This is a genomic window from Cupriavidus sp. GW822-FHT03E04 (genome assembly GCF_058801495.1).
Genome location: NZ_JBXANI010000023.1, coordinates 1 through 22193, shown reverse-complemented (window position 1 = coordinate 22193; position 22193 = coordinate 1). Strand labels below are relative to the sequence as shown.

The following is a 22193-nucleotide window of genomic DNA, read 5'->3' as shown; positions in this document are numbered from 1 at the left end:
GCCGCCAACGCGCGCATTCGCGAGGATCGAGCATGCCCAAGTTTTTCATTGATCGACCCAACTTCGCGTGGGTCGTCGCAATCTTCATCTCTCTCGCCGGCCTGCTTGCGATCCCGTCGCTGCCGGTCGCCCAGTTCCCGACAGTCGCGCCCCCCCAGATCACGATCAGCGCGACCTATCCCGGTGCCTCGGCAAGCACCGTGGTCGACTCGGTGATCAGTGTCATCGAGGAGGAGCTCAACGGCGCCAAGGACCTGCTGTATTACGATTCGTCCAGCAGTTCCTCCGGCATCGGCGAGATCGTCGTTACCTTCCAGCCCGGCACCGACCCGAGACTGGCCCAGGTGGACGTGCAGAACCGTCTAAAGAAGGCAGAGGCCCGGCTGCCCACCGCGGTCACCCAACAGGGCATTCAGGTGGAGCAGGCCAGCGCCGGCTTCCTGATGATCTACTCCCTGACTTACAAAGGGGACGCTGCCGGCAAAGACGTGGTCGGCTTGGCGGACTACGCCGCGCGCAACATCAACAATGAGATCCGCCGCGTGCCCGGCGTTGGCAAGCTGCAGTTCTTCGCGGCCGAGGCGGCCATGCGGGTGTGGATCGATCCGCAGAAGCTGCTGGGCTACGGGCTGTCGGTGGCGGACGTCAATGCCGCAATTGCCGCTCAGAACACGCAGGTGCCCGCTGGGGCCTTCGGCAGCCGCCCAGGCGGCGCCGAACAGGAGCTGACCGCCACCATCGCCGTCAAGGGCACGCTGGACAACACCGACGAGTTCGGTCGGATCGTGCTGCGTGCAAACGCCGACGGCTCCAAGGTGACGTTGGCGGACGTCGCACGCATGGAGGTTGGCCGCCAGAACTACAACTTCGACTCGCGCATGAACGGTAGGAATGGCGTAGCGGCAGCCGTGCAGCTGAGCCCTGGCGCTAATGCCCTGCAGACCGCAAAGGCCGTCAAGGCCCGCCTGCAGGAACTGTCGAAGACGTTCCCGGCCAACATCGAGTACTCGGTGCCTTACGACACTTCGCGCTTCGTCGACGTGGCCATCGAAAAGGTGATCCACACCCTGGTCGAGGCAGTGGTGCTGGTGTTCCTGGTGATGTTCCTGTTCCTGCAGAACTTCCGCTATACCCTGGTGCCCACTGTCGTGGTGCCGGTGTGTCTGCTGGGCACGCTGGCGGTGATGTACGCGCTGGGCTTCTCGGTCAATATGATGACCATGTTCGGCATGGTGCTCGCCATTGGCATCCTGGTCGACGATGCCATCGTGGTGGTGGAGAACGTCGAGCGGCTCATGGCTGACGAAGGACTGTCGCCGCGCGACGCCACGGTCAAGGCAATGCAGCAGGTGTCCGGCGCCATCGTGGGCATCACCCTGGTACTGTCTGCGGTTTTCTTGCCACTGGCCTTCATGAGCGGGTCAGTGGGTGTGATCTACCAGCAGTTCTCGCTGTCGCTGGCGGTCTCGATCCTGCTCTCCGGCTTCCTCGCCCTGACCCTGACCCCCGCACTGTGTGCCACCCTGCTCAAGCCGATTCCCCGGGGCCACCACGACGAGAAGAAAGGCTTCTTCGGCTGGTTTAACCGCAAGTTCGCCCTGCTTACCAGCCACTTCGAGCGCATGAACTCGCGCCTGCTGCGGCGCACCGGGCGCTACATGATGATCTACGCGAGCATCGTGGTGGTGCTGGGATTCTTCTATACGCGACTGCCTGAGTCATTCGTGCCAGTCGAGGACCAGGGCTACTACGTCGTTGACGTGCAGTTGCCCCCCGGTGCTGCCCATGCACGCACTGAGGCAGTGGTGAAGAAGCTGGAGGACTACATAATGGCACGTAACGGCACGGCCTCGAGCACCCTGCTCATGGGCTTCAGCTTCTCCGGCACCGGCCAGAATGCCGGATTGGGCTTCCCTACACTCAAGGACTGGTCCTTACGTGGTGGAAAAGGGAAGTCGGCCTCGGACGAGGTGGCGGCCTTCAACACGCATTTCGCTGGACTATCGGATGGCAAGGTGATGGCTGTGGACCCGCCGCCCATCGAAGGCCTGGGTAACTCCGGTGGTTTCTCCCTGCGCCTGCAAGACCGGGGCGGACTCGGCCGGAAGGCACTGATGGCCGCCCGCGATACGCTGCTGTACAAGGCCAACACATCGCCGGTCTTCCTCTACGCGATGATGGAAGGTTTGGAAGACGCGCCGCAACTGCGCTTGAACATTGACCGGGAGAAGGCCAAGGCACTGGGCGTCGGTTTCGACACCATCAATCATGCGATTTCCAGCGCCTACGGCTCGGCTACCGTCAACGAATTTGCCAATGCCGGTCGCCTGCAGCGCGTAGTGGTGCAGGCCGATGTCAGTGACCGCATGACACCCGAGAGCCTCCTCAAGCTCAACGTGCCCAACTCCAGCGACGAACAGGTGCCGCTGAGCGCCTTTGCCACCATTGCCTGGGAGACCGGCCCGGTCCAGATCTCGCGCTACAACGGATATCCCGCCTTCAAGATATCTGGCAACGTCGCCCCAGGCCACAGCACAGGTGAAGCGATGGCCGAAATCGAGCGCATTGTCTCCGAGCTTCCCGAGGGTATCGGCTACGAGTGGTCCGGCCTGTCCTACCAAGAGAAGTTCGCCGGCGCCCAGGCACCATTCCTGTTCGGATTGGCCATTGTGGTGGTGTTCCTGCTATTGGTGGCTCTGTACGAGAGCTGGGCCATCCCTGTCTCGGTGATGCTAATCGTTCCGATCGGCGCATTGGGCTCGGTGCTAGCCGTGACGGTGCTGGGCATGTCTAACGATGTCTACTTCAAGGTCGGACTGATCACCATCATCGGTCTGGCCGCAAAGAACGCCATCCTGATCGTGGAGTTCGCCAAGGACCTGCGCGAGCAAGGCCATACGCTGGTCGAAGCGGCGATCGAGGCTGCGCGGCTGCGCTTTCGTCCCATTGTGATGACCTCGCTGGCATTCATCCTCGGTGTGGTACCGTTGGCAATCGCCACCGGCGCCGGCGCGGCCAGCCAACGGGCGATCGGCACCGGCGTGATTGGCGGCATGCTGACCGCTACCCTGCTAGGCGTGATCTTCGTCCCGATCTTTTTCGTCTCCGTGCTGTCGCTGTTCGCGCGCAAGAAGATGCAGAAGCAACAACCCAATGAGCCTGCGCTTCCAGCGAGCCACGAGGGCGCGGAATGAAACCCATCAAAACCATCTCCAAACATCTGCCGCTGTGCGCGCTGGCCGCGAGCCTGGTGCTTGCGGGCTGCTCGCTTGCACCGACCTACCAACGTCCTGCAGCGCCCATTCCTGAGGAATGGAGTTTCGCGGAAAAGAACTCTACGCAGGCCCCCTCCGCGGCCACCATGGATTGGCAAACCTTCGTTACCGATGAACGGTTGCGCAAACTGATCGAGCTAGCGCTGGACAACAATCGCGACCTCCGACAATCCCTGCTCAACATTGAGGCGGCACGCGCCCAGTACGGCGTGCAACGCGCTGACCAACTACCGGGACTCAGTGCGCAGGGCGGCGGCGCGCGGCAACGTGTGCCCGCCGACCTGGGTGCCTCAGGACGCACGGTGATCCAGGAAAGCTACCAGGCGGGAGTCGGGCTGACAGCGTTCGAGCTCGACTTGTTCGGCCGCGTGCGCAACCTGTCGGAAGCGGCGCTGCAGGAATACCTGTCCACCGAAGAAGCCGCCCGCGGTGTTCAAATCACCCTGGTAGCCGAAGTGATCCAGACCTACCTAATGCGCGACAGCACGCAGCATCGATATGTCCTGACCGTACAGACGCTGGAGTCCAGGGAGGCCTCGCTAGGGTTGATCAGGCGTCGACGTCAAGCCGGAACAGCGACGGCGCTGGACTACCAAGAGGCGCTAGGGCTGACAGAACAAGCGAAGGTCGAACTGGAGCGCATCGATCGCGAATTCCGGCAAACCAGCAACGCACTTGGCCTGCTGGTGGGTGTGAGAGACCTGAGTGCCTACCTGTCGAAGTACCCGGCCACCAGCTCTCTCCTGGTACAGGATATTGCCGCCGGAACTCCCTCCGATCTTCTGATATACCGTCCCGACATCCGGGCCGCGGAATATCAACTAAGCTCACGCAACGCCAGCATCGGTGCCGCGCGCGCAGCGTTCTTCCCGCGCATCACGTTGACGGGACAGTTCGGCAACTCTAGCGCGGACCTGGTGGACCTGTTTAGTGCGGGGCAGCGCGCTTGGTCCTTCGCTCCGCAGATCATCTTGCCAATCTTCGACGGTGGCCGCAACCGCTTCAATCTAGATCTGGCCACGGTCAGGAAGGACATGGCCATTGCCGCGTATGAGAAGAGCATCCAAACTGCCTTCAAGGAAGTCTCCGACGCACTGGCAGCCACCGGCACGCTGCGCCGCGAAGAAGCGTCGCAGCGCGCGCTGGTGCAAAGCAGCCAGGAAGCGCTGCGATTGGCCCAGGCACGCTACAGTGCCGGAGTCGACGACTACCTGCGCTACCTGGACGCCCAACGCAGCGACTTCCTCAACCAGACCGCACTGATCGAAGTGGGCGCGCAGCGACAGATCGCATTGGCGACCTTGTTCAGAACATTGGGAGGCGGCTGGCGTGCCGAGGCGGCGGCCCAGGACAAAACGACGCATATCAAGGAGCGGTGAGAATGCGACGGCCAGTCTCAACCGCGTCTTCTGGCGTCTTGGCTGCACGGGACTAGGTGCGGCCTCCGGTTATTCAGCCGGGGATGAGGGCCGCACATGATCAGATGACACAGCGCCACCCGCTGTTCGCGACGTCAGCCGGGTCCGTTGTTTGATCTCGACGGCAGTCAAACGATACCAATACCCAAGGAGATTCCATTCTGCCCAGCCTCAAGAGCGGCCCCATTGTCCTTCGCTGTATAGGCCTGAGACAAGCGTCACCCGTGGCTAGTGTCGTGCTCCGTTGATTCGCTCGCAAAATCTACCGAGCTTGACGAGAATTGCATCGGCGGAAGGCGTGTCATGGAATGCGGCCGCAATCTTGGTTTGTCATAGTGGCCCGCCGACGCGGGCTGAAAACCATACACATTGCACAAGTGCATCCCCAATGGCCTGTCCGCGCTGGCATATGCACTTCACCCCAACCTTCACAACCTTCAATTCAATGCGGACGCAGCTATGGCCGCCCTACTCAGCGCCAACAGATCTTCCCTCGTGTGATGACACAAGACTTCCACCTCGCCTCCGATCTGCCGGCGTGGCGGCGTCTGCGCATCGCACACACCCTGGATACGCACCGGACAGCGATCGAAGAACGGACAACCCGCGGCGGGCGCACCCGCGCCGGCCTCCGTAGCTTTGACGGCCAATGCATCGAGCCAGCCAAGCCGCAATTGGGGCACGGAAGCGCTGAGCAGCTCGGCATACGGATGATGCGGCGGATGAGCCAGCGCATCGCGCGGCGCCACCTCCACAACCCGGCCGGCGTACATCACGACCACCTCGTCGCAGATCGAGCGCACGGTGTTCAGGTCATGGCTGATGAACAGGTACGACACGCCCAGCTCGCGCCGGAGTTCCGCCATCAGCTCCAGGATAGCGGCGCCCACCACGGTATCCAGCGCCGACGTGACTTCGTCGCACAGGATGAGGTCCGGCTCAGCCGCCAGGGCACGCGCCAGGTTCACGCGCTGCTTCTGCCCGCCCGAGAGGCCTTGCGGCGAGCGTTGCGCCACACTGGACGGTAGCTGGACCAGCCCTAGCAGCTTCGCGACGCGCTGGCGCAGCGCGTCGCCACGCAACCCGTGGTAGAGCTGCAACGGCCGCGACAAGATGTCTTCGACCGTCTGGGCCGGGTTGAGCGCGGTATCCGCATTCTGGAACACGATCTGGATGCGGCGCAGCTGCTCGCGACTGCGATGTGCGAGTTCCGGTGGCAATGGCTTGCCGTCGAACGTGATCTCGCCACGCGCCGGCGGCATCAGGCCGGCGATCACGCGGGCCAGCGTGGTCTTGCCCGATCCGGACTCGCCGATCACGCCGATGGTCTGGCCGCGCCCCACGCTCAGGTTGATGTCGTAGAGCACGCGCTTGGCCGGCAAGCCGTCGGCACCGGGCCGGCCGTACCCGGCCTCCAGCGCGGCGATCCGCAGCAGTGGCTGTGCCGCCGGCTCCGCGGCGGACGTGGCCGGATGCGGCAGCGGCCTGGCGGCCGCCAGCAGGCTGCGCGTGTATTCGTGCGTGGGCGCCTCGATGATCTGCTGCGTGGAGCCGGTTTCCTGATGGTCGCCGCGGCGCAGCACCATGATGCGGTCCGCGATCTGCGCGACTACGGCGAGATCGTGCGTGACATAGACCGCCGTGGTGCCGCGGTCCCGCACCACGCTGCGAAACGCGCGCAGCACTTCAATCTGCGTGGTGACGTCCAGCGCGGTGGTCGGCTCGTCCATGATGACCAGCGCCGGATCGGTGATCAATGCCATGGCGGCCATCAGGCGCTGCAATTGCCCGCCGGACACCTGGTGGGGATAGCGCTCGCCAATATGGTCCGGATCGGGCAGCGCAAGATCGCGGAACAGTGCGATAGCTTTCTTCTGGGCCTCGCTGCGCGGCATGACCTTGTGGATCAGCGCAGCCTCGACCACCTGGTCGAGAATCGTCCTGGACGGGTTGAACGATGCCGCCGCGCTCTGCGCGATGTAGGCCACCGTACGGCCGCGCAATGCCGAAAACTGACGTGGGGACAGTGCGAGTACGTCGGTCTGCCCGATGCGGATATGGCCGCCGGCGATGCGGCAGCCCTGCCGGGCATAGCCCATCAACGCCAGCGCCGTGGTGGTCTTGCCGGAGCCGGACTCCCCGATCAGCGCCAGGACTTCGCCCTTGCCGATCGAGAAACCAACCTTGTTGACGATGGTCTGCTCGGACCCGTCCGCCGCCTTCGCGACGATATGCAGGTCCCTGACTTCAACCAGATCGCTGGAAGCGCTGGACAGGCCAGACGGATTGGACTGGTTCGCGCTCATCTCAGTGTCCTTGCTCGTCACGCCGTGCGTGCCCGGGAAGATTGTCGATCAGGAGGTTCACGCCGATGGTCAGCGTGGCAATGGCAATGGCCGGGGCGATCACGGCCACGGCGCCCTGGTCCAGGCCGCCGATGTTCTCCCGCACCAGCGAGCCCCAGTCCGCAAACGGCGGCTGCACACCCAGCCCCAGGAAGCTCATGCCGGCCAGCAGCAGCACCACGTAGACAAAGCGCAAGCCGAAGTCGGCCAGCACCGGGCCCATGATGTTGGGCAGGATCTCGCGGCGCATGATGTAGGCAAGCCCCTCGCCTCGGGTGCGCGCCACCAGCACATAGTCCATCGTGTTGATATTGACCGCGAGCGAGCGCGAGATGCGGAACGCGCCGGGTGTATAGGCGAGGGCCGCGGTGAGGATCAGCGTCGGGATCGACGAGCCGAACGCTGCCACCACCACCAGCGCGAACATCTTGCTGGGAATCGCCACCAGCACATCCAGGCTGCGGCTCAGCGCCCCGTCAATCCAGCGGTTACTCACGGCTGCCAGCAAGCCCAGCGTCACGCCCAGGCCGCTGGCAACCAGCGTGGCGATCAGCGCCACACCAACCGTGTAGCGCACGCCCATCAGCACCCGGCTGAGCATGTCGCGACCGAGATAATCGGTGCCGAACCAGTGCGCCAGACTCGTCGGCGCGAACACGTCGACGCCGTTGAGCATCTCGCCGGGGTCATATGGCGCGAGCACGGGGCCGAACACGATCATGGCCAGCCAGAACGCCACGATCGCCGCACCGATCCAGGCTGTGGCCGACAGGCGCGGAAAACGGCGCGGACGAAGGACGGCCTCGGCATCCTTCGCTGCGGGAGTGAGAGCGTGGTTCATTGGTGGCGCAGTTTAGGGTTGGAGACAATGCTGAACACGTCGGCGACGGTGACCAGCATCAGGTACGCGGCGCAGAAGATCATGGCGCAGGATTGCACCAACGGAATGTCGCGCTGGGAAACGCCGTCGACCATCAGCTTGGCAATGCCGGGGTAGTTGAAAATCGTCTCGATGATGATCACACCGCCGAGCAGGTAGGACAGGCTCAGCGCAACCGCGTTGGCGATAGGGCCCACCGCGTTGGGCAGGGCGTGCAGCAATACCGTGCGCGCCGGGGAAGCGCCCTTGAGGCGCACCATCTCGATATACGGCATGCGTAGCTGGTCGATCACCGCCGCGCGGGTCATGCGCACCATCTGGGCAATGATGACCAGGCACAGGCATAGCACCGGCATCGCAAACGCGCGCAGCATCTGCCCGAATGAATAGACGTCGCTCATGCTGGAAAGCGCCGGCAGCCAGTGCAGCTTCACGGCGAACACCAGCACCGCGAGCGTGGCCACCAGGAACTCCGGCACCGAGACCACGGCGACCGAGCCGACGCTGATCGCGCGATCGAACCATGTACCGCGCCATACCGCCGCCGCGATGCCGAGCAGCAGCGCCACGGGCACCGAGATGAGCGCGGTGGCCGCCGCCAGCATCAGCGAGTTCGGCAGGCGGCGGCCGATCAGCGTGGCCACCGGCATCTTGCTCACCAGCGAATCCCCCGGCTGCCCGGCCACCACGCCGCCAAGCCACCTGAAGTAGCGTACCGGCGCGGGGCTGTCCAGTCCCATCTGCTGACGCAGCGCGGCGACGGCCTCGGGCGTGGCGGCCTGGCCAAGCTGCTCTTGCGCGGCGTCGCCCGGCAGCAAGGCGGTAATCGCAAACACGAGCACAGACACGGCTGCCAGCGACACCACGGCCGCGCCCAGGCGCGTCGCGAGAAGTCTGAGAATGAGTAGATTCATGAGCGTCTGCCGGTGATCAGGCGTCTAGCCAGACATGTTCAGCAAAGGAGTAGCCCATCAGGCCGCCGAGCCCCATCGGGGCCAGGCCCTTAAGCTTGGAGGTATGGCCATCGAGGCTGTTGAGGAACATCGGGATGCCGATGCCGCCCTGCTCGCTGACCATCACCTGCATGTCGGCGTACAGCTTGCGGCGCTTGGCCTCGTCGATCTCGGCGCGCGCCGCCAGCAGCATCTGGTCGAACTTCTCGTTCTTCCAGCCGGCTTCGTTCCAGGTGGCATCGGATTTGAAGAACAGCGTGAACAGGGTATCGGCGCTGGGGCGCGGGTTCACCGTGCCGAAGCCGAGCGGGCTCTTCATCCAGTAGTTGGACCAGTAACCGTCCGGCGGCATGCGCTTGACGTCCAGGTTCAAACCCGCCTTCTGCGCAGTCTGCTGCAGTACCAGCGCGATATCCACGGAGTAGAGCGCGGCCGTGGACGCGACCAGGGGCAGGTTGGCACCGGCGAGCCCCGACTTCTTCAGATGGAACTTGGCTTTGTCCAGGTCGTAAGGCCGTTGCGGCAAGCCGGGGAAATAGAAGCGGTTGGTCGGGTCGATCGGCTGGTCGTTGCCGATCACGCCATGGCCGAGCAGCACCGCGCGCCGCATCTGCTCGCGGTCGAACATGTACTTCATGGCCAGCACGAAATCGGGATTGTTGCCCGGGGCCGCGTCGCGCCGCATGACGAGATCGGTGTACTGCCCGGACGGCGTCTCGAAGATGCCAAAGCCCGGTGTCTGCGCGATGCGTTGCACCGAGCGCGGATTGACCGAGCCGATCAGTTGCAGGTCGCCGGAGAGCAGCGCGTTGACCCGTGCCGCATCGTCGCCGATGCCCACGTATTCGATTTCGTCCAGGTAGGGCTTGCCGGGCTTCCAGTACGCCTCGTTGCGCACGCCAATCGAGCGCACGCCGGGATTGAACTCCTTGCATTTGTAAGGGCCAGTGCCGATGCCCTTGCTGAAGTCCTTGGTGCCGTCCTTGACGATATGGAAGTGGAAGGTGCCCACCACCACGGGGAAGTCGGCATTGGGCGAAGTCAGCTTGACCCGGATTTCGTTCGGGCCGGTGGCCTTCACTTCCTCGATCTGGTCGGCCAGCGCCTTGGCCTTGGAGCCGGTGGCCGGGTCCTTATGGCGCATCAGCGAATACACGACGTCGGCCGGCGTGAGCGGCTTGCCGTCGTGGAACATCACGCCCTTGCGCAGCTTGAAGGTCCAGACGGTCGCGTCGCTGCTATGGAATTCCTCGGCAAGCGCGGGCTGCGGCGCCAGCCGCGAGTCCAGCGATGTGAGGCCGTTGTAGAACATGGTGCCACGCACGTAGTCCGTCTGGTTCGACTGCTTGGCGGGGTCCAGCGTGTCGGAGACCGAGGCGGTATTACCCGCCACGCGGATCTTGCCGCCGCGCTTGGGGGTCTGCGCGAAGACGGAAGTGGCCGTCGAAGCCAGCCCGCCGGCCAGCGTGGCCTGCATGCCGCAGGCCGTGAGGATCCGCAGCACGTCACGGCGCGACGCACCCTGCTGCAGCGCACGTAAAATCAGCGAGTTGTTTTCGCCACCAAGCAGGTCCCGCAGTTTCTTGGCATCTGTAGTCATGATAGGCGCTCCAGGGGGGATGGAAGACATAGCCGCCTCGCGGCCTTGGTTTCAAGTCATCAACAACGTGTCTGGCTGTTACCGGCAGGCGGTCATCGCAGGCGGTCTTTCAGCTTGTAGTAGATCCCGACCACGGGCAGGAACCAGGGCTGCCCGAAATAGGCGGGAATGGCGGGCCACGGCAACCCCTGCCAAGGATTGGCGCCCATGGTGCCGTTCATCAATTCGGCCATGCACTGGCCCATGTGCACGGACATCTGCGTGCCGTGCCCGCTGTAGCCCATGGCGTAGTAGACGCCGCGGCGCTCGCCTGCCCGCGGCAGGCGGTCGCGCGTCATGTCGACCAGGCCGCCCCAGCAGTAGTCGATGCCAACCTCCTTGATGACCGGGAAGATCTGCGTCAGCGCGGCGCGCAGGATATCCCCGCTCGCCTGGTCCGACTTGATCCCCGACATGGCAAAGCGCGCGCGTCCGCCAAAAATGATCCGGTTGTCGGCGGTAAGGCGGAAGTAGTTGTGCAGGTTGGCGGTGGTGACATAGGTGCGCCGTCCCGGCAGCAGCGTGGCGGCGATCTCTTGCGCCAGCGGCTCGGTGACGACGATAAAGCTGCCGATCGGCACGATGCGCCGGCGCCAGTAGCTGAACGTGCTGAAGGGGCCGTGGCGCGTGGTGCCGGTGGCTACCAGCACCTGACTGGCGCTCACGCTACCCCGCGCGCTGTGCACGCGAAAGCCGCTGCCGCCGCGCTCCCAGCCGCTGACCGCAGCCTGCTGGAAGATCCGCGCGCCATGGCGCTCGGCGGCCTCGGCCAGGCCGGCGGCAAAGCGCCCCATGTGCATCTGCCCGCTCTTGCGCTGGAGCAGCCCGCCATGGAAGCTGTCGCTGCGCGCCTCGTCGCGCACCTGGCTGGCGTCGAACAGTTCGACGTCGGGATCCACGTTGGCGCGCAATTGCTCATAGGTGCGGGCAAGCGCTTCATAGTGCTCCGGCTTGCTGGCCAGCTTCAGCTTGCCATTGCGCTTGAAGTCGCAAGCGATGCCTTCCTGGCCAATGATGCGTTCCACCGTGTCGACGGCCGCATCGTAGCTGCGATACATCGCGCGGGCACGATCGGCGCCCAGCTTCGCGGCCAGGCCGGCGTAGTCCACCGCCAGGCCATTGTTCACATGCCCGCCGTTGCGGCCGGAGGCTTCGCTGGCCACGTTGCCCGCTTCCAGCACGACCACCGAGGCGCCCTTGCGTGCCAGGGCCAGCGCGGCGGACAGGCCGGTGAAGCCGCCGCCAATGACCACCACATCGGCCCTGGCGGGCAATTCCTGTGCTTGCGGCTGGAAGCGCGGCGCGGAATCGAGCCAGTAGGACTCAAGCTTCATGAACGTGCTCTCCGTGGATTCTGACGGGCCATCTGCCAGGACACCCGCATCGATAACAGGGGCTCTGTGCAACTGCACCATGCGAACGCGGCAGGCTGGCTGCCTCGTCATGCGTTCGTCATGAATGCATTGGAGCATGCTCGACACACAAGGTTGTAGCGTCTTCCTTCCCCACGAAGAATGAAACTATGGTTTGAGTGGCCTGTTTCGGCATGGCGTGCTCAGGCGTGCGCCAGGCTGGTTCATTGCACGCTTAACGGTACTTTTCGCTAGGGATTTCCCGGATCGGGTGCAGCGCATCCCGTTTTGCGTGCCCGCCGCCAGCGCGCTTGCCGCATCGCCGCAATCCAGCAAGTTCGTTCTAGCGCGGATGCGCCATCCACGCTCACAATGCGGGTTCGAATCGAATCACGGGATCACGGGAGGCGTACTTCATGACCGAGGAGATCGACGGTTTTGCGTTCCGGCCCTTTGGCCCGGCGGACCTTGAAGCCGCGGTGGAACTCTCGCGCAGTTCGCGCTGGCCGCACCGCATGGACGACTGGCGGCGCTTGCTGATGCTTGGCGACGGCATCGCCGTGGAGCATCAGGGCAAGCTGGTGGGTACGGCCCTGGCGTGGCGATTCGGCCCGGCCTGGGCAACGCTGGGCATGGTGCTCGTTGCCCCCGCCTTCCAGCGCAAAGGCATTGGGCGGCGCATGGTGAGTCTGCTGCTCGAGGATCTTGGTGAGCGCTCCGTGCTGCTGCACACCGCCGCCGGCGCGCGCAAGCTCTATGCGTCGCTTGGCTTCCAGGCGGTCGGCGAGATCCACCAGCATCAAGGTATCGCGCAGTCGGCGCCGATCATCGGCCTGGCGCCAGGCGCGCGGCTGCGTCCACTCGGCCGCTCGGATGCCACGGCGCTTCAGGCGCTCGATCAACTGGCCACCGGCATGCCGCGCGACGCGCTGCTGGAACGGCTGATCGAGCGCGGCGACGGCGTCGTGCTGGACCGCGACGGCACCGCACTGGGCTTCTCGTTCCGGCGCGACTTCGGCAAGGGACAACTGATCGGCCCCGTGGTGGCGCCCGACCAGCCCGGCGCGCAGGCACTGATTGCGCACTGGGTGAACCATGGCGTGCGCCGCTTCGTTCGCATCGATGTACCGGCCGAAAGTGGGCTGAGCGTATGGCTTGAGGCGCTTGGCCTGCAAAAAGTCGACACGATCACGGCCATGGTGCGCGGCGCACCGCTGGCGCGGGCCGAGTCGCCGCTGTTGTGGGCGCTGACAGCGCAATCCCTGGGTTAGCCGGAGCAAGCCTTGACACTGTTATATAAAGCCGACCCCGAGCGCGGCGCCGAATGGGCCTGCCTGATTGCCGAGCGCGCACCCGAACAGGCATTCCGGCTCTGGCCGGACGTGGGCGATCCGGCGGACGTGCGCTTTCTTGCCGCCTGGGAACCACCGCCCGACATCGCCCGCACCTTCCCCAACCTGGAACTGGTCTTTTCGGTCGGCGCCGGCATCGACCAGTTCGATTTTTCCGCGCTGCCGCCATCACTGCCTGTCGTGCGGATGGTGGAGCCCGGGCTGGCGGCAGGCATGGTGGAGTACGTCACAATGGCGGTGCTCGCCCTGCACCGCCAGCTCACCGATTATCGCGAGCAGCAGCAGCGCGAGCAATGGCGCGTGCGGCGCATCGTGCCAGCGGCGCGGCGGCGCGTGGGCGTCATGGGGCTGGGCGAACTGGGCAAGGCATGCCTGCACGCGCTTGGCGCTTTTGGCTTCGAGCGGCTGGGCTGGAGCCGCTCACGGCACGCACTGGATGGCGTGCGATGCCATGCCGGCGACGGCGAGCTCACGGCCTTCCTGTCCGAGACGGATATCCTGGTCTGCCTGCTGCCACTGACCCGCGCCACCCAGGGCATCCTGAACAGCGAGCTGTTCTCCCGCCTGCCGCGCGGCGCCTCCATCGTCAACGTAGGGCGCGGCGGGCACCTGATCGAATCCGACCTGATCGCGGCCCTGGATGCCGGGCACTTGTCCGCAGCCGTGCTCGACGTGTGCGCCGAGGAACCGCTGCCGCACGGGCACGCGCTGTGGCGCCATCCCCGCATCTGGCTGACGCCGCACGTTGCCAGCATGACGCAGCCGGAGACCGCCGTCGACGTCGTGCTGGACAATATCCGCCGCCACCGTGCGGGCGAACCGCTCGTCGGGCTGGTCGACCGCGGGCGCGGCTATTGAGGCTGCCGTGCAGCATTTCCTGCTGAATGCGCGCGCATAACCCCACGGCCTTCCGCGCCGGGCCCGCTTTCCAGCAGCACCCGCCTGCCCTCCGGGAATAAGCTGACAGCAACCATCCATTGCCCACAGCCCATCGTCCATCGTCCACTGCCCGGAACCCGAACATGCAATCCGACCAGCTCATCGCCCTTGACCGTGCCCACCTGATCCACCCGGTATCGCCGTGGCGCACCCACGAAGAACGCGGCCCCACCATCCTCAGCTCTGGCCGTGGCGCCTACGTGACCGACGCCAACGGCAACGAGCTGCTGGACGCGTTCGCGGGGCTGTGGTGCGTCAATATCGGCTACGGCCAGCAGAGCGTGGTGGAGGCCGCGGCCCGGCAGATGAGCCGCCTGCCCTACGCCACCGGCTACTTCCATTTCAGCAGCGAGCCCGCCATCGAACTCGCCGCCAAGCTAGTGCAACTGGCCCCCGCGTCGCTGCGCCACGTCTACTTCTCCCTTGGCGGCTCCGACGCCGTGGACTCGGCCGTGCGCTTCATCACGTGCTACTACAACGCCACGGGCCGCCCGTCCAAGAAGCAATTCATTTCGCTGGAGCGCGGCTACCACGGCTCGTCGTCGTTCGGCGCGGGGCTGACGGCGCTGCCGGCCTTTCACCGCGGCTTCGACCTGCCGCGCCAGGAACAGCACTACATCCCGTCGCCTTACCCGTATCGCAGCCCGGTGGGCGACGATGGCGCTGCGGTCATTGCTGCCTCGGTCGCCGCCCTGCGCGCCAAGGTCGCGGCGCTCGGCGCCGAGAACGTGGCGGCCTTCTTCTGCGAGCCCGTGCAGGGTTCCGGCGGCGTGATCGTGCCGCCGAAAGGCTGGCTCAAGGCCATGCGCGAGGCATGCCGCGAGCTCGATATCCTGTTCGTGGCCGATGAGGTCATCACCGGCTTCGGGCGCACCGGCCCCATGTTCGCGTGCGAGCACGAAGGCGTTGAGCCGGACCTGATGACGGTGGCCAAGGGGCTGACCGCCGGCTACGCACCCATGGGCGCGGTACTGATGTCCGACGCCATCTACGCTGGCATTGCCGACGGCACGCCGCGTGGCGTGCCGGTGGGTCACGGCATGACCTACTCCGCGCATCCGGTCAGCGCCGCTGTGGCGCTTGAGGTACTCCGCCTTTACCAGGAGGGCGGGCTGCTGGCCAACGGCCAGGCGGTGGAGCGGCATTTCGCCGAGGGCCTGCAGGCCTTGATGGCGCATCCGCTGGTCGGCGACGCCCGGCACCTGGGCTTGCTCGGCGCACTGGAACTTGTCAGCGACAAGTCCAGCAAGCGCGGCTTCGATCCAGCTCTCGGGCTGTCGGACCGGCTGTTTGCCGCGGGCTATCGCAACGGACTGATCTACCGGGCGTTCGGCGACAACATCCTCGGCTTTGCCCCGGCGCTGTGCTTCACGGCAGAGGACTTCGAGCTGATGTTCTCCAGACTGAAGAAGGCACTAGACGAAGTCCTGGAAGCCCCCGACGTGCGCAAGGCGCTGGCCTGAGCGAGCGCAGAAAAAATGGCCGGAGGCCGCCGCAATCCAGCAGAATAGAGCCGTGCAACCTGGCGCATAGACATCCATGAACGACTCTAAAAAGCTCGATCGGCTGGACCTCCGGATCCTCTCGCACCTGCAGAAGAACGGCCGCATCACCAATGTGGACCTGGCCGAAGCCGTGGGGCTGTCTCCCAGCCCCTGCCTGATCCGGGTCAAGCGCCTGGAGCAGGCGGGCTATGTCGTTGGCTACGGTGCGCAGGTCCAGCTGGAGAAGCTCGGCGACACGCTTACCGTGTTCACGGAAATCACGCTGTCGAACCATCGCCGGGATGACTTCGTGCGGTTCGAGACCAGCATCCGCAGCATCGACGAGATCATGGAGTGCCACCTGGTCAGCGGCGGCTACGACTACCTGCTCAAGTTCATCACGCGCGGGGTCAATCACTACCAGTCCATCATCGACGAACTGCTGGACCGTAGCATCGGCATCGAGAAGTACTTCAGCTACATCGTTATTAAGTCGCCGTTCATCAAGCACCACTATCCCATCGAGAAGCTGATCACCCCGGCCGCCTGACGGCCGCCGGGGCGTTGGCCTTACCGCCCTTACATCAGCACGTATACCTTCCGGACCGTCTCCCGGATCTCCCACGCACCACGCGTGTTGGCCGGGAAGAACAAGGTATCGCCGGCGCTGAACCGCACCACTTCACCCGCCTCGGGCTTGAACACGCCGCTGCCGGCAAGAATGTGCATAACCTCGGCCTTCTCCACCTGCCGCGCAAAGCTGCCCACGCTGCACTCCCAGATCCCGGTATCCCTGTCCTCGCTCCCCGAGATGCGCACTGCCCGCGTGCGGACCTGGCAGGCCGGCTCGCTCAGCGGCACGGGAACCACCCCCGGCTCGCCCAGGCCCTCGTACTGCGCGCTCTGTCTGATCACTTGTATAGCCATGGTGTTTCGCACTCCTGTCAATCGCATAGTCGAAGCGCCAGCTTAGCGACGGCAGCCGCGCGTGGATTGCACAATCTTGCCGCTTTTGCGCCTGCGCCAACGCCCCGCGCGGCCCCAGGCGAGTGCAGCGCGTCGGCGCTCGCACCCCGGCGCAGGAACTGCTGAAAGCGCGCGGATAACGCAATTCGCTGCTGAGCCAGGGGGGGTGTACGGTGCCATCGATTGGCGCTCTGCTCCTATCCTTGAGCCATGCCCGACACGCTTGCCACCCTCCTGCCACCGCCCGCCATGCATGCCCATGCGGCCTCGCGCCGCTCGGCCTTGTGCATCGAGCGTGCGCTGCACCATATTCATTGCCACCTTGCGGAGCGGCTGTCGCTGCAGGATCTCGCCACCGTTGCCGGGCTCAGCCTGTTCCGCTTTGCCACGGCGTTTCGCAGCCGCGTCGGGCTGCCGCCTCACCAGTACATCTGCAAGCTCCGGATACGACATGCCCAGCAACTCCTGCGCGCCGGCCTTCCCGCAGCGAGCGTCGCCAGCGAAGCCGGCTTTTGCGACCAAAGCCATTTGCAGCGCCACTTCAAGCGCGTCTGCGGCATGACCCCCGGGCAGTATGTACAAGCGCTCCGGACTTCCACCACGCTAGTCGCCTGATTCCACCCACCCTAAAGGAGTATCCCGTGTCCCTCAATGCATTCAAGGTCCTGAGCTTCGACGTCGTCGGCACGCTGATTGATTTCGAGCGCGGCATGCTGAACTACCTCCATCAGGCCGTGCCCGATGCAGGCATCTCCGACGAGGCGTTTCTCGATGCCTACCGGCGCGCGCGCGGCAACAACAACGCCCTGCGCTTCCCCGACGACCTGGTCCGGGTCTGGAGCGAAATCGCCCGCGAGGCCGGTCTGCCCGATACGCCGGAACTGGCCAACGGATATCGCGACTCGGTGGCCAACTGGCCGGCCTTCCCGGACTCGGTGGCGGCACTGAAACGCCTCAAGGCCCGCTTCAAGCTGGTGGCCATGACCAATGCGCAACGCTGGGCCCTGCGCCATTTCGAGCGCACGCTGGACATGCCGTTCGACGACAGTGTCACCGTGGACGACGCACAAACCGAGAAGCCCGATCCGGTGTTCTTCGCCTTCACCCGCGGACGGCTCAGCGCGCGCGGCTATACCCAGGCCGAGACGCTGCACGTGGCGCAAAGCCAGTATCACGACATCGGCGTGGCGCGCCAGCTTGGCTACACCACCTGCTGGATCGAGCGCCGCAAGGGCATGCCTGGCTTTGGCGGCACGCTGGCAGTGCCCCAGCTGACCAAGCCCGACTATCACTTCGCCACGCTGGCAGAGTTGGCCGACGCCGTGGACGCCGCCGCGCAGCAGTCCGCCGCCTGAGCGCGAACGATATGCCCTCCGCCCAACCCGACCAAGAATTGCCATGAGCCACCCCTACACCATTGCCGTGATCGCCGGAGACGGCATCGGCAATGAAGTCATGCCCGAGGGCCTGCGGGTACTGAAGGCAGCGGCAGAGCGCTTCGGCTTGCCGCTGCGCTTCGTGACCTTCGACTGGGCCAACTGTGCCTACTTCGAGAAGACCGGAAAGATGATGCCGGACGACTGGAAGGCCCAGCTGCAGTCCTGCGACGCAATCTACTTTGGCGCAGTCGGCTGGCCTGCCACCGTGCCGGACCATGTCTCGCTGTGGGGCTCGCTGCTGAAGTTCCGCCGCGAGTTCGACCAGTACATCAACCTGCGCCCGGTACGTCTGTTCGAAGGCGTGCCCTGCCCCCTGGCCAATCGCCGCCGTGGCGACATCGATTACTACGTGGTGCGCGAGAACACGGAAGGGGAATACACCGCGATCGGCGGGGTCATGTACGAAGGCACCGATCGCGAGGTGGTATTGCAGCAGTCAGTGTTCTCCCGGCTGGGCGCCGACCGCGTGCTGAAGTTCGCCTTTGAGCTAGCACAGAGCCGCGAGCGCAAGCATCTGACGGTGGCCACGAAATCCAACGGGATCGCCGTCAGCATGCCATGGTGGGACTCGCGCGCGGAAGCCATGGCACGCGACTACCCCGAGATAACGGTCGACAAGCAGCACATCGACATCCTCTCGGCGCGCTTCGTACTGCAGCCCAACCGCTTCGATGTGGTGGTCGCCTCCAACCTGTTCGGCGATATCCTGTCGGACCTAGGCCCCGCAACCACCGGCACCATCGGGCTTGCGCCCTCGGCCAACCTCAACCCGGAGCGCGCCTTCCCCTCGCTGTTCGAGCCCGTGCACGGCTCCGCGCCCGACATCCATGGTAAGAACATCGCCAACCCCGTGGCGATGATATGGTCCGGCGCGTTGATGCTGGACTTCCTGGGCAACGGCAAACCAACGTTCCGCGCCGCGCACGATGCCATCCTGCGGGCGATCGAAATCGTGCTGGCCGAAGGCCCGCACACACCCGACCTGGGCGGCAGCGCCAGCACCACCGATCTCGGCAAGGCGATTGCCGAACGGGTGGCCGCCGCCGCATTGCCTGCCTGATGCGCCCCCGCCTGGGCCGCGCAGGAAGCGCGGCGCCAGGCAACCGCCAAGCATTTCCGGACCCTAAGCCATGACCGCCCTGAAACAGACCTGCGCCGCGCTGCTGCGCGACAAGAACTTTATCCAGCACACCTGGTGCGACGCACGCGACGGCCGCCGTATGGACGTGAGCGACCCGGCAAACGGCGAGACCATCGGCAGCGTGCCGGACAGCGGCGCCGCCGACGCGCTGGCGGCAGTGGATGTCGCGCAGGGCGCCTTCCCCGCCTGGGCCGCACGCCCGGCAGCGGAGCGCGCACGCCTGCTCAAGCGCTGGCACGCCTTGATCCTGTCGAACCAGGAGGCACTGGGCAGCCTGATCTCCCTGGAACAGGGAAAACCGCTCAAGGAAGGCATTGGCGAGGTGCTGTACGGCGCCGCCTATGTGGACTGGTTCGCGGCCGAAGCGACCCGTGGATACGGCGACATCATCCCCGAAGCTGTGCCCGGCAGGAAGATGATGGTACTGAAAGAACCAGTCGGCGTGGTGGCCGCCATCACGCCGTGGAACTTCCCGCTGGCCATGATCGCGCGCAAGATCGCGCCGGCGCTCGCCGCCGGCTGCACGGTGATCGCCAAGCCGGCGGAAGACACGCCGCTCACCGCGCTGGCGCTGGTCTGGCTGGCCGAACAGGCCGGATTCCCGGAAGGCGTGCTGAATATCGTCACGGCATCGCGCGAGCGCGCGCCCGAGGTGGTCGATGTCTGGCTGGCCGACTCCCGCGTGCGCAAGATCACGTTCACCGGCTCAACGCCGGTTGGCAAGCACCTGGCGCGCGAATCCGCCGGCACCCTCAAGCGGCTGTCGCTGGAACTCGGCGGCAATGCACCGTTCATCGTGTTCGACGATGCCGACCTCGACGCCGCGGTGGAAGGCTTGATGGCATCCAAGTTCCGCAATGGCGGCCAGACCTGCGTCTGCCCCAACCGGATCTATGTGCAGGACGGAGTCCATGACGACTTTGTCGCCCGGCTCTCGAAAAAGGTGGCCGCCCTGGCGATCGGCCCGGCCACGCATCCGGACTCGCAGATCGGTCCCATGATCAACGCCCGCGCGGTGGAAAAGATCGAGCGCCACGTGAAGGACGCCGTCCGCCTCGGCGCGCGCGTGATGGCGGGCGGCGAGCGCGTGCGCAATGCGGTGGCCGACGGTCCCAACTACTACCTGCCGACCGTGCTCACGCAAGCTACCCCTGAAATGGCGCTGTCGTGCGAGGAAACCTTTGGCCCGGTAGCGCCGGTGTTCCGCTTCCATACCGAGCAGGACGTCATCGCGCAAGCCAACGACACGCCGTTCGGCCTGGCCGCTTACTTCTACTCCAACGACGTGCGCCGCATCTGGCGCGTGGCGCAGGCGCTGGAGACTGGCATCGTCGGCATCAACGAGGGCGCCATTGCAGCGGAAGCCGCGCCCTTTGGCGGCGTCAAGGAATCGGGCTATGGGCGGGAAGGATCAAAGTACGGGTTGGATGACTACACGCAGACGAAGTATCTTTGCCAGGGCAATCTGGGTTAGCACTTTCCTGATAAACGCCGGCTCCGGTACCGCTTGATAGACGCACCCCAACATTCGCCCGATGTGCGCCCAGCCGAGTGCACCGGCGCCACCGCTCGCCGCGCCAAGAAGGCGCGAGTACCCGTTTTTTCGACAGGATCGGGGCGATCATTGGCGTCAGGAAGCGCACGCGCCGGATCGCGCCGTTGCCGCGCCGCCAGCGCCCGCCGCCGCCCGAGCCGTGGCGGATCACGTGGCTGTCGAGCCTGACCGGATAGCGCCACGCGAGAATCTCCGGATCCGTCAGCCGCGAATTGGTCATATGCGTCTAGACCGTATCGGTACCATGGTAGCCATCGCCTGCGCCACTCCCGCTGGAGATGGTCTCGTAGTACGCAAACGTGAAGTTGTTCATGGTTCCCAGGCTCAACGCCACAACACCCAGCGTACTGGGCGCTATCCGGCTTGATCCAGCGAAGCATCTGGCAAGCGTGCCTTGCCCGCGTGCCGCAGCAATGCGTCCGAGATCCCCATGACGATGGCCGCCATGGTCGCACCCGGCCCGAAGATCGCGCTCACGCCCTGGGCGCGCAGCCGCCGGGCGTGGCTGGCGGGAATCACGCCGCCCGCGAAGACCAGCGCGCCTAGCCGGCCATCGCACAGTCCATCGCGCAGTCCATCGATCAGGCAAGGCAGCAACGCCAGGTGCGCGCCCGCCAGGGAAGATGCGCCCACCGCGTCGACCTGCCCGTGCAGGGCCATCGCCACGGCGTCTTGGGGCGACTGGAACAGCGGCCCCAACGTGACCGCAAACCCGGCATCGGAGAGCGCCGCGGCCACGGCCTTGGCGCCGCGGTCATGCCCATCCTGCCCCAGCTTGGCAATGAGGATGCGCGGCGCCCTGCCCAGGCGCGCGGCCAGCACGCGGACCTGCTCGCAGGCCGCGTCCCAGGCCGGGCTGTCGTGCAATGCCTCGCCATAGGCTTGGCGGGCGTAGCGAGGCGCCATCGCATGGCGCGGCCACACCCGTTCCAGCGCCTGCGTGCACTCGCCGAGGGTCGCGCGGCAGCGGATGGCGTTCATGGTCAGGGACAGCAGGTTTTGCTCGCCGCTGCGTGCGGCGGCCGTTAGCGCACGCAACGCCTGTGCCACGGCCGCGCCATCGCGGCTTGCCTTCAGGCGGGACAGCCGCTCGCCCTGCTGCGCCCGGACCTGCCGGCCATCGATCTCCAGGCAGGCCGGTTCCTCGTCCACGGGGGCCTGGTAACGGTTGACGCCGACTATCACGCGCCGCCCTTCGTCGATATCGGCCTGTGTGGCCACGGCGGCGCGATGAATCCGCTCATGGACCCAGCCCGAGCCGATCGCCGCCAGCACGCCACCGGCAGCGGCAATCTCCGCCATCAGCGCACGCACCTTGTCCGCCATTTGCGCCGTGAGCGCTTCCATCATGTAGGAGCCCGCCCATGGGTCGGCCACGTCGCACAGGCCCATCTCGTGCTGCAGGATCAACTGGGTGTCCCGCGCGAGGCGGGCCGATGCGGCGCTGGGCAATGC

The 22193-nt window shown here is 65.5% G+C and carries 17 protein-coding genes and 1 pseudogene; 10 read left to right on the top strand and 8 right to left on the bottom strand.

Annotated features, from left to right (window positions below):
* The first annotated feature begins 32 nt into the window (after positions 1 to 32).
* Both AC1RQC_RS29055 and AC1RQC_RS29050 read left to right on the top strand, forming a co-directional pair.
* A complete protein-coding gene (locus tag AC1RQC_RS29055) occupies positions 33 to 3194 on the top strand; it encodes a multidrug efflux RND transporter permease subunit (protein ID WP_492885386.1) in 3162 nt (1053 codons plus the stop codon).
* A complete protein-coding gene (locus AC1RQC_RS29050; protein WP_492808857.1) occupies positions 3191 to 4654 on the top strand; it encodes an efflux transporter outer membrane subunit in 1464 nt (487 codons plus the stop codon). Before AC1RQC_RS29055 ends, AC1RQC_RS29050 begins: the two co-directional genes overlap by 4 nt.
* A 476-nt stretch (positions 4655 to 5130) precedes the next feature.
* Here AC1RQC_RS29050 and AC1RQC_RS29045 read toward each other — a convergent pair whose 3' ends face one another.
* The 5 genes from AC1RQC_RS29045 to AC1RQC_RS29025 form a co-directional block, all read right to left on the bottom strand.
* Positions 5131 to 6999: an ABC transporter ATP-binding protein gene (locus tag AC1RQC_RS29045; protein ID WP_492808856.1), complete on the bottom strand. Its 1869-nt coding sequence runs from the start codon at positions 6997 to 6999 to the stop codon at positions 5131 to 5133.
* A 1-nt stretch (position 7000) separates the two neighbouring features.
* Positions 7001 to 7879, bottom strand: a complete 879-nt coding sequence (locus tag AC1RQC_RS29040) for an ABC transporter permease (RefSeq protein ID WP_492808854.1) — start codon at positions 7877 to 7879, stop codon at positions 7001 to 7003.
* A complete protein-coding gene (locus tag AC1RQC_RS29035) occupies positions 7876 to 8832 on the bottom strand; it encodes an ABC transporter permease (RefSeq protein WP_174425320.1) in 957 nt (318 codons plus the stop codon). The genes AC1RQC_RS29040 and AC1RQC_RS29035 overlap by 4 nt, the downstream gene beginning before the upstream one ends.
* A gap of 16 nt (positions 8833 to 8848) precedes the next feature.
* Positions 8849 to 10471, bottom strand: coding sequence for an ABC transporter substrate-binding protein (locus tag AC1RQC_RS29030; protein WP_492808852.1), 1623 nt, complete (start codon positions 10469 to 10471; stop codon positions 8849 to 8851).
* Between the two features lie 92 nt (positions 10472 to 10563).
* Positions 10564 to 11844, bottom strand: a complete 1281-nt coding sequence (locus AC1RQC_RS29025) for an NAD(P)/FAD-dependent oxidoreductase (protein WP_492808850.1) — start codon at positions 11842 to 11844, stop codon at positions 10564 to 10566.
* Between the two features lie 434 nt (positions 11845 to 12278).
* Between AC1RQC_RS29025 and AC1RQC_RS29020 the strand changes: the two genes are divergently transcribed.
* The 4 genes from AC1RQC_RS29020 (at position 12279) to AC1RQC_RS29005 (ending at position 16187) form a co-directional block, all read left to right on the top strand.
* A complete protein-coding gene (locus AC1RQC_RS29020; RefSeq protein ID WP_492808848.1) occupies positions 12279 to 13133 on the top strand; it encodes a GNAT family N-acetyltransferase in 855 nt (284 codons plus the stop codon).
* A gap of 12 nt (positions 13134 to 13145) precedes the next feature.
* Positions 13146 to 14072 carry a 2-hydroxyacid dehydrogenase gene (locus AC1RQC_RS29015; protein ID WP_492808846.1) on the top strand — a complete coding sequence of 309 codons (927 nt, stop codon included), beginning with the start codon at positions 13146 to 13148 and terminating at the stop codon, positions 14070 to 14072.
* Positions 14073 to 14236: 164 nt separating this feature from the next.
* Entirely contained in the window at positions 14237 to 15616 is a 1380-nt protein-coding gene (locus AC1RQC_RS29010; protein ID WP_492808844.1) for an aspartate aminotransferase family protein, read from the top strand.
* Positions 15617 to 15692: 76 nt separating this feature from the next.
* Positions 15693 to 16187 carry an Lrp/AsnC family transcriptional regulator gene (locus tag AC1RQC_RS29005; protein ID WP_492808842.1) on the top strand — a complete coding sequence of 165 codons (495 nt, stop codon included), beginning with the start codon at positions 15693 to 15695 and terminating at the stop codon, positions 16185 to 16187.
* Positions 16188 to 16216: 29 nt separating this feature from the next.
* On the opposite strand, the gene AC1RQC_RS29000 is transcribed toward AC1RQC_RS29005, so the two are convergent.
* A complete protein-coding gene (locus tag AC1RQC_RS29000; RefSeq protein ID WP_492808841.1) occupies positions 16217 to 16564 on the bottom strand; it encodes a cupin domain-containing protein in 348 nt (115 codons plus the stop codon).
* A 249-nt stretch (positions 16565 to 16813) separates the two neighbouring features.
* Here AC1RQC_RS29000 and AC1RQC_RS28995 point away from each other — a divergent pair, with 249 nt between their 5' ends.
* The 4 genes from AC1RQC_RS28995 to AC1RQC_RS28980 all read left to right on the top strand — a co-directional run bounded on the left by AC1RQC_RS28995 (position 16814) and on the right by AC1RQC_RS28980 (position 20657).
* The gene (locus AC1RQC_RS28995; protein WP_492808839.1) at positions 16814 to 17218 is read left to right on the top strand and encodes a helix-turn-helix domain-containing protein; all 405 of its coding nucleotides are present in this window, start codon (positions 16814 to 16816) and stop codon (positions 17216 to 17218) included.
* Positions 17219 to 17244: 26 nt separating this feature from the next.
* Complete coding sequence (locus tag AC1RQC_RS28990) at positions 17245 to 17958, top strand: HAD-IA family hydrolase (RefSeq protein WP_492808837.1); 714 nt, start codon at positions 17245 to 17247, stop codon at positions 17956 to 17958.
* A gap of 43 nt (positions 17959 to 18001) precedes the next feature.
* On the top strand, positions 18002 to 19102 hold the full coding sequence (locus tag AC1RQC_RS28985; RefSeq protein ID WP_492808835.1) for a tartrate dehydrogenase: 1101 nt from the start codon (positions 18002 to 18004) through the stop codon (positions 19100 to 19102).
* A gap of 70 nt (positions 19103 to 19172) precedes the next feature.
* A complete protein-coding gene (locus tag AC1RQC_RS28980) occupies positions 19173 to 20657 on the top strand; it encodes an NAD-dependent succinate-semialdehyde dehydrogenase (RefSeq protein ID WP_492808833.1) in 1485 nt (494 codons plus the stop codon).
* Between the two features lie 39 nt (positions 20658 to 20696).
* Here AC1RQC_RS28980 and AC1RQC_RS28975 read toward each other — a convergent pair.
* Both AC1RQC_RS28975 and AC1RQC_RS28970 read right to left on the bottom strand, forming a co-directional pair.
* Positions 20697 to 21081 (bottom strand): annotated as a pseudogene (locus AC1RQC_RS28975) (hydantoinase B/oxoprolinase family protein); the annotation flags it as partial.
* Positions 21082 to 21092: 11 nt separating this feature from the next.
* Positions 21093 to 22193: methylmalonyl-CoA mutase family protein (locus tag AC1RQC_RS28970; RefSeq protein ID WP_492885384.1), on the bottom strand; the 1101-nt coding region annotated here is incomplete at its 5' end.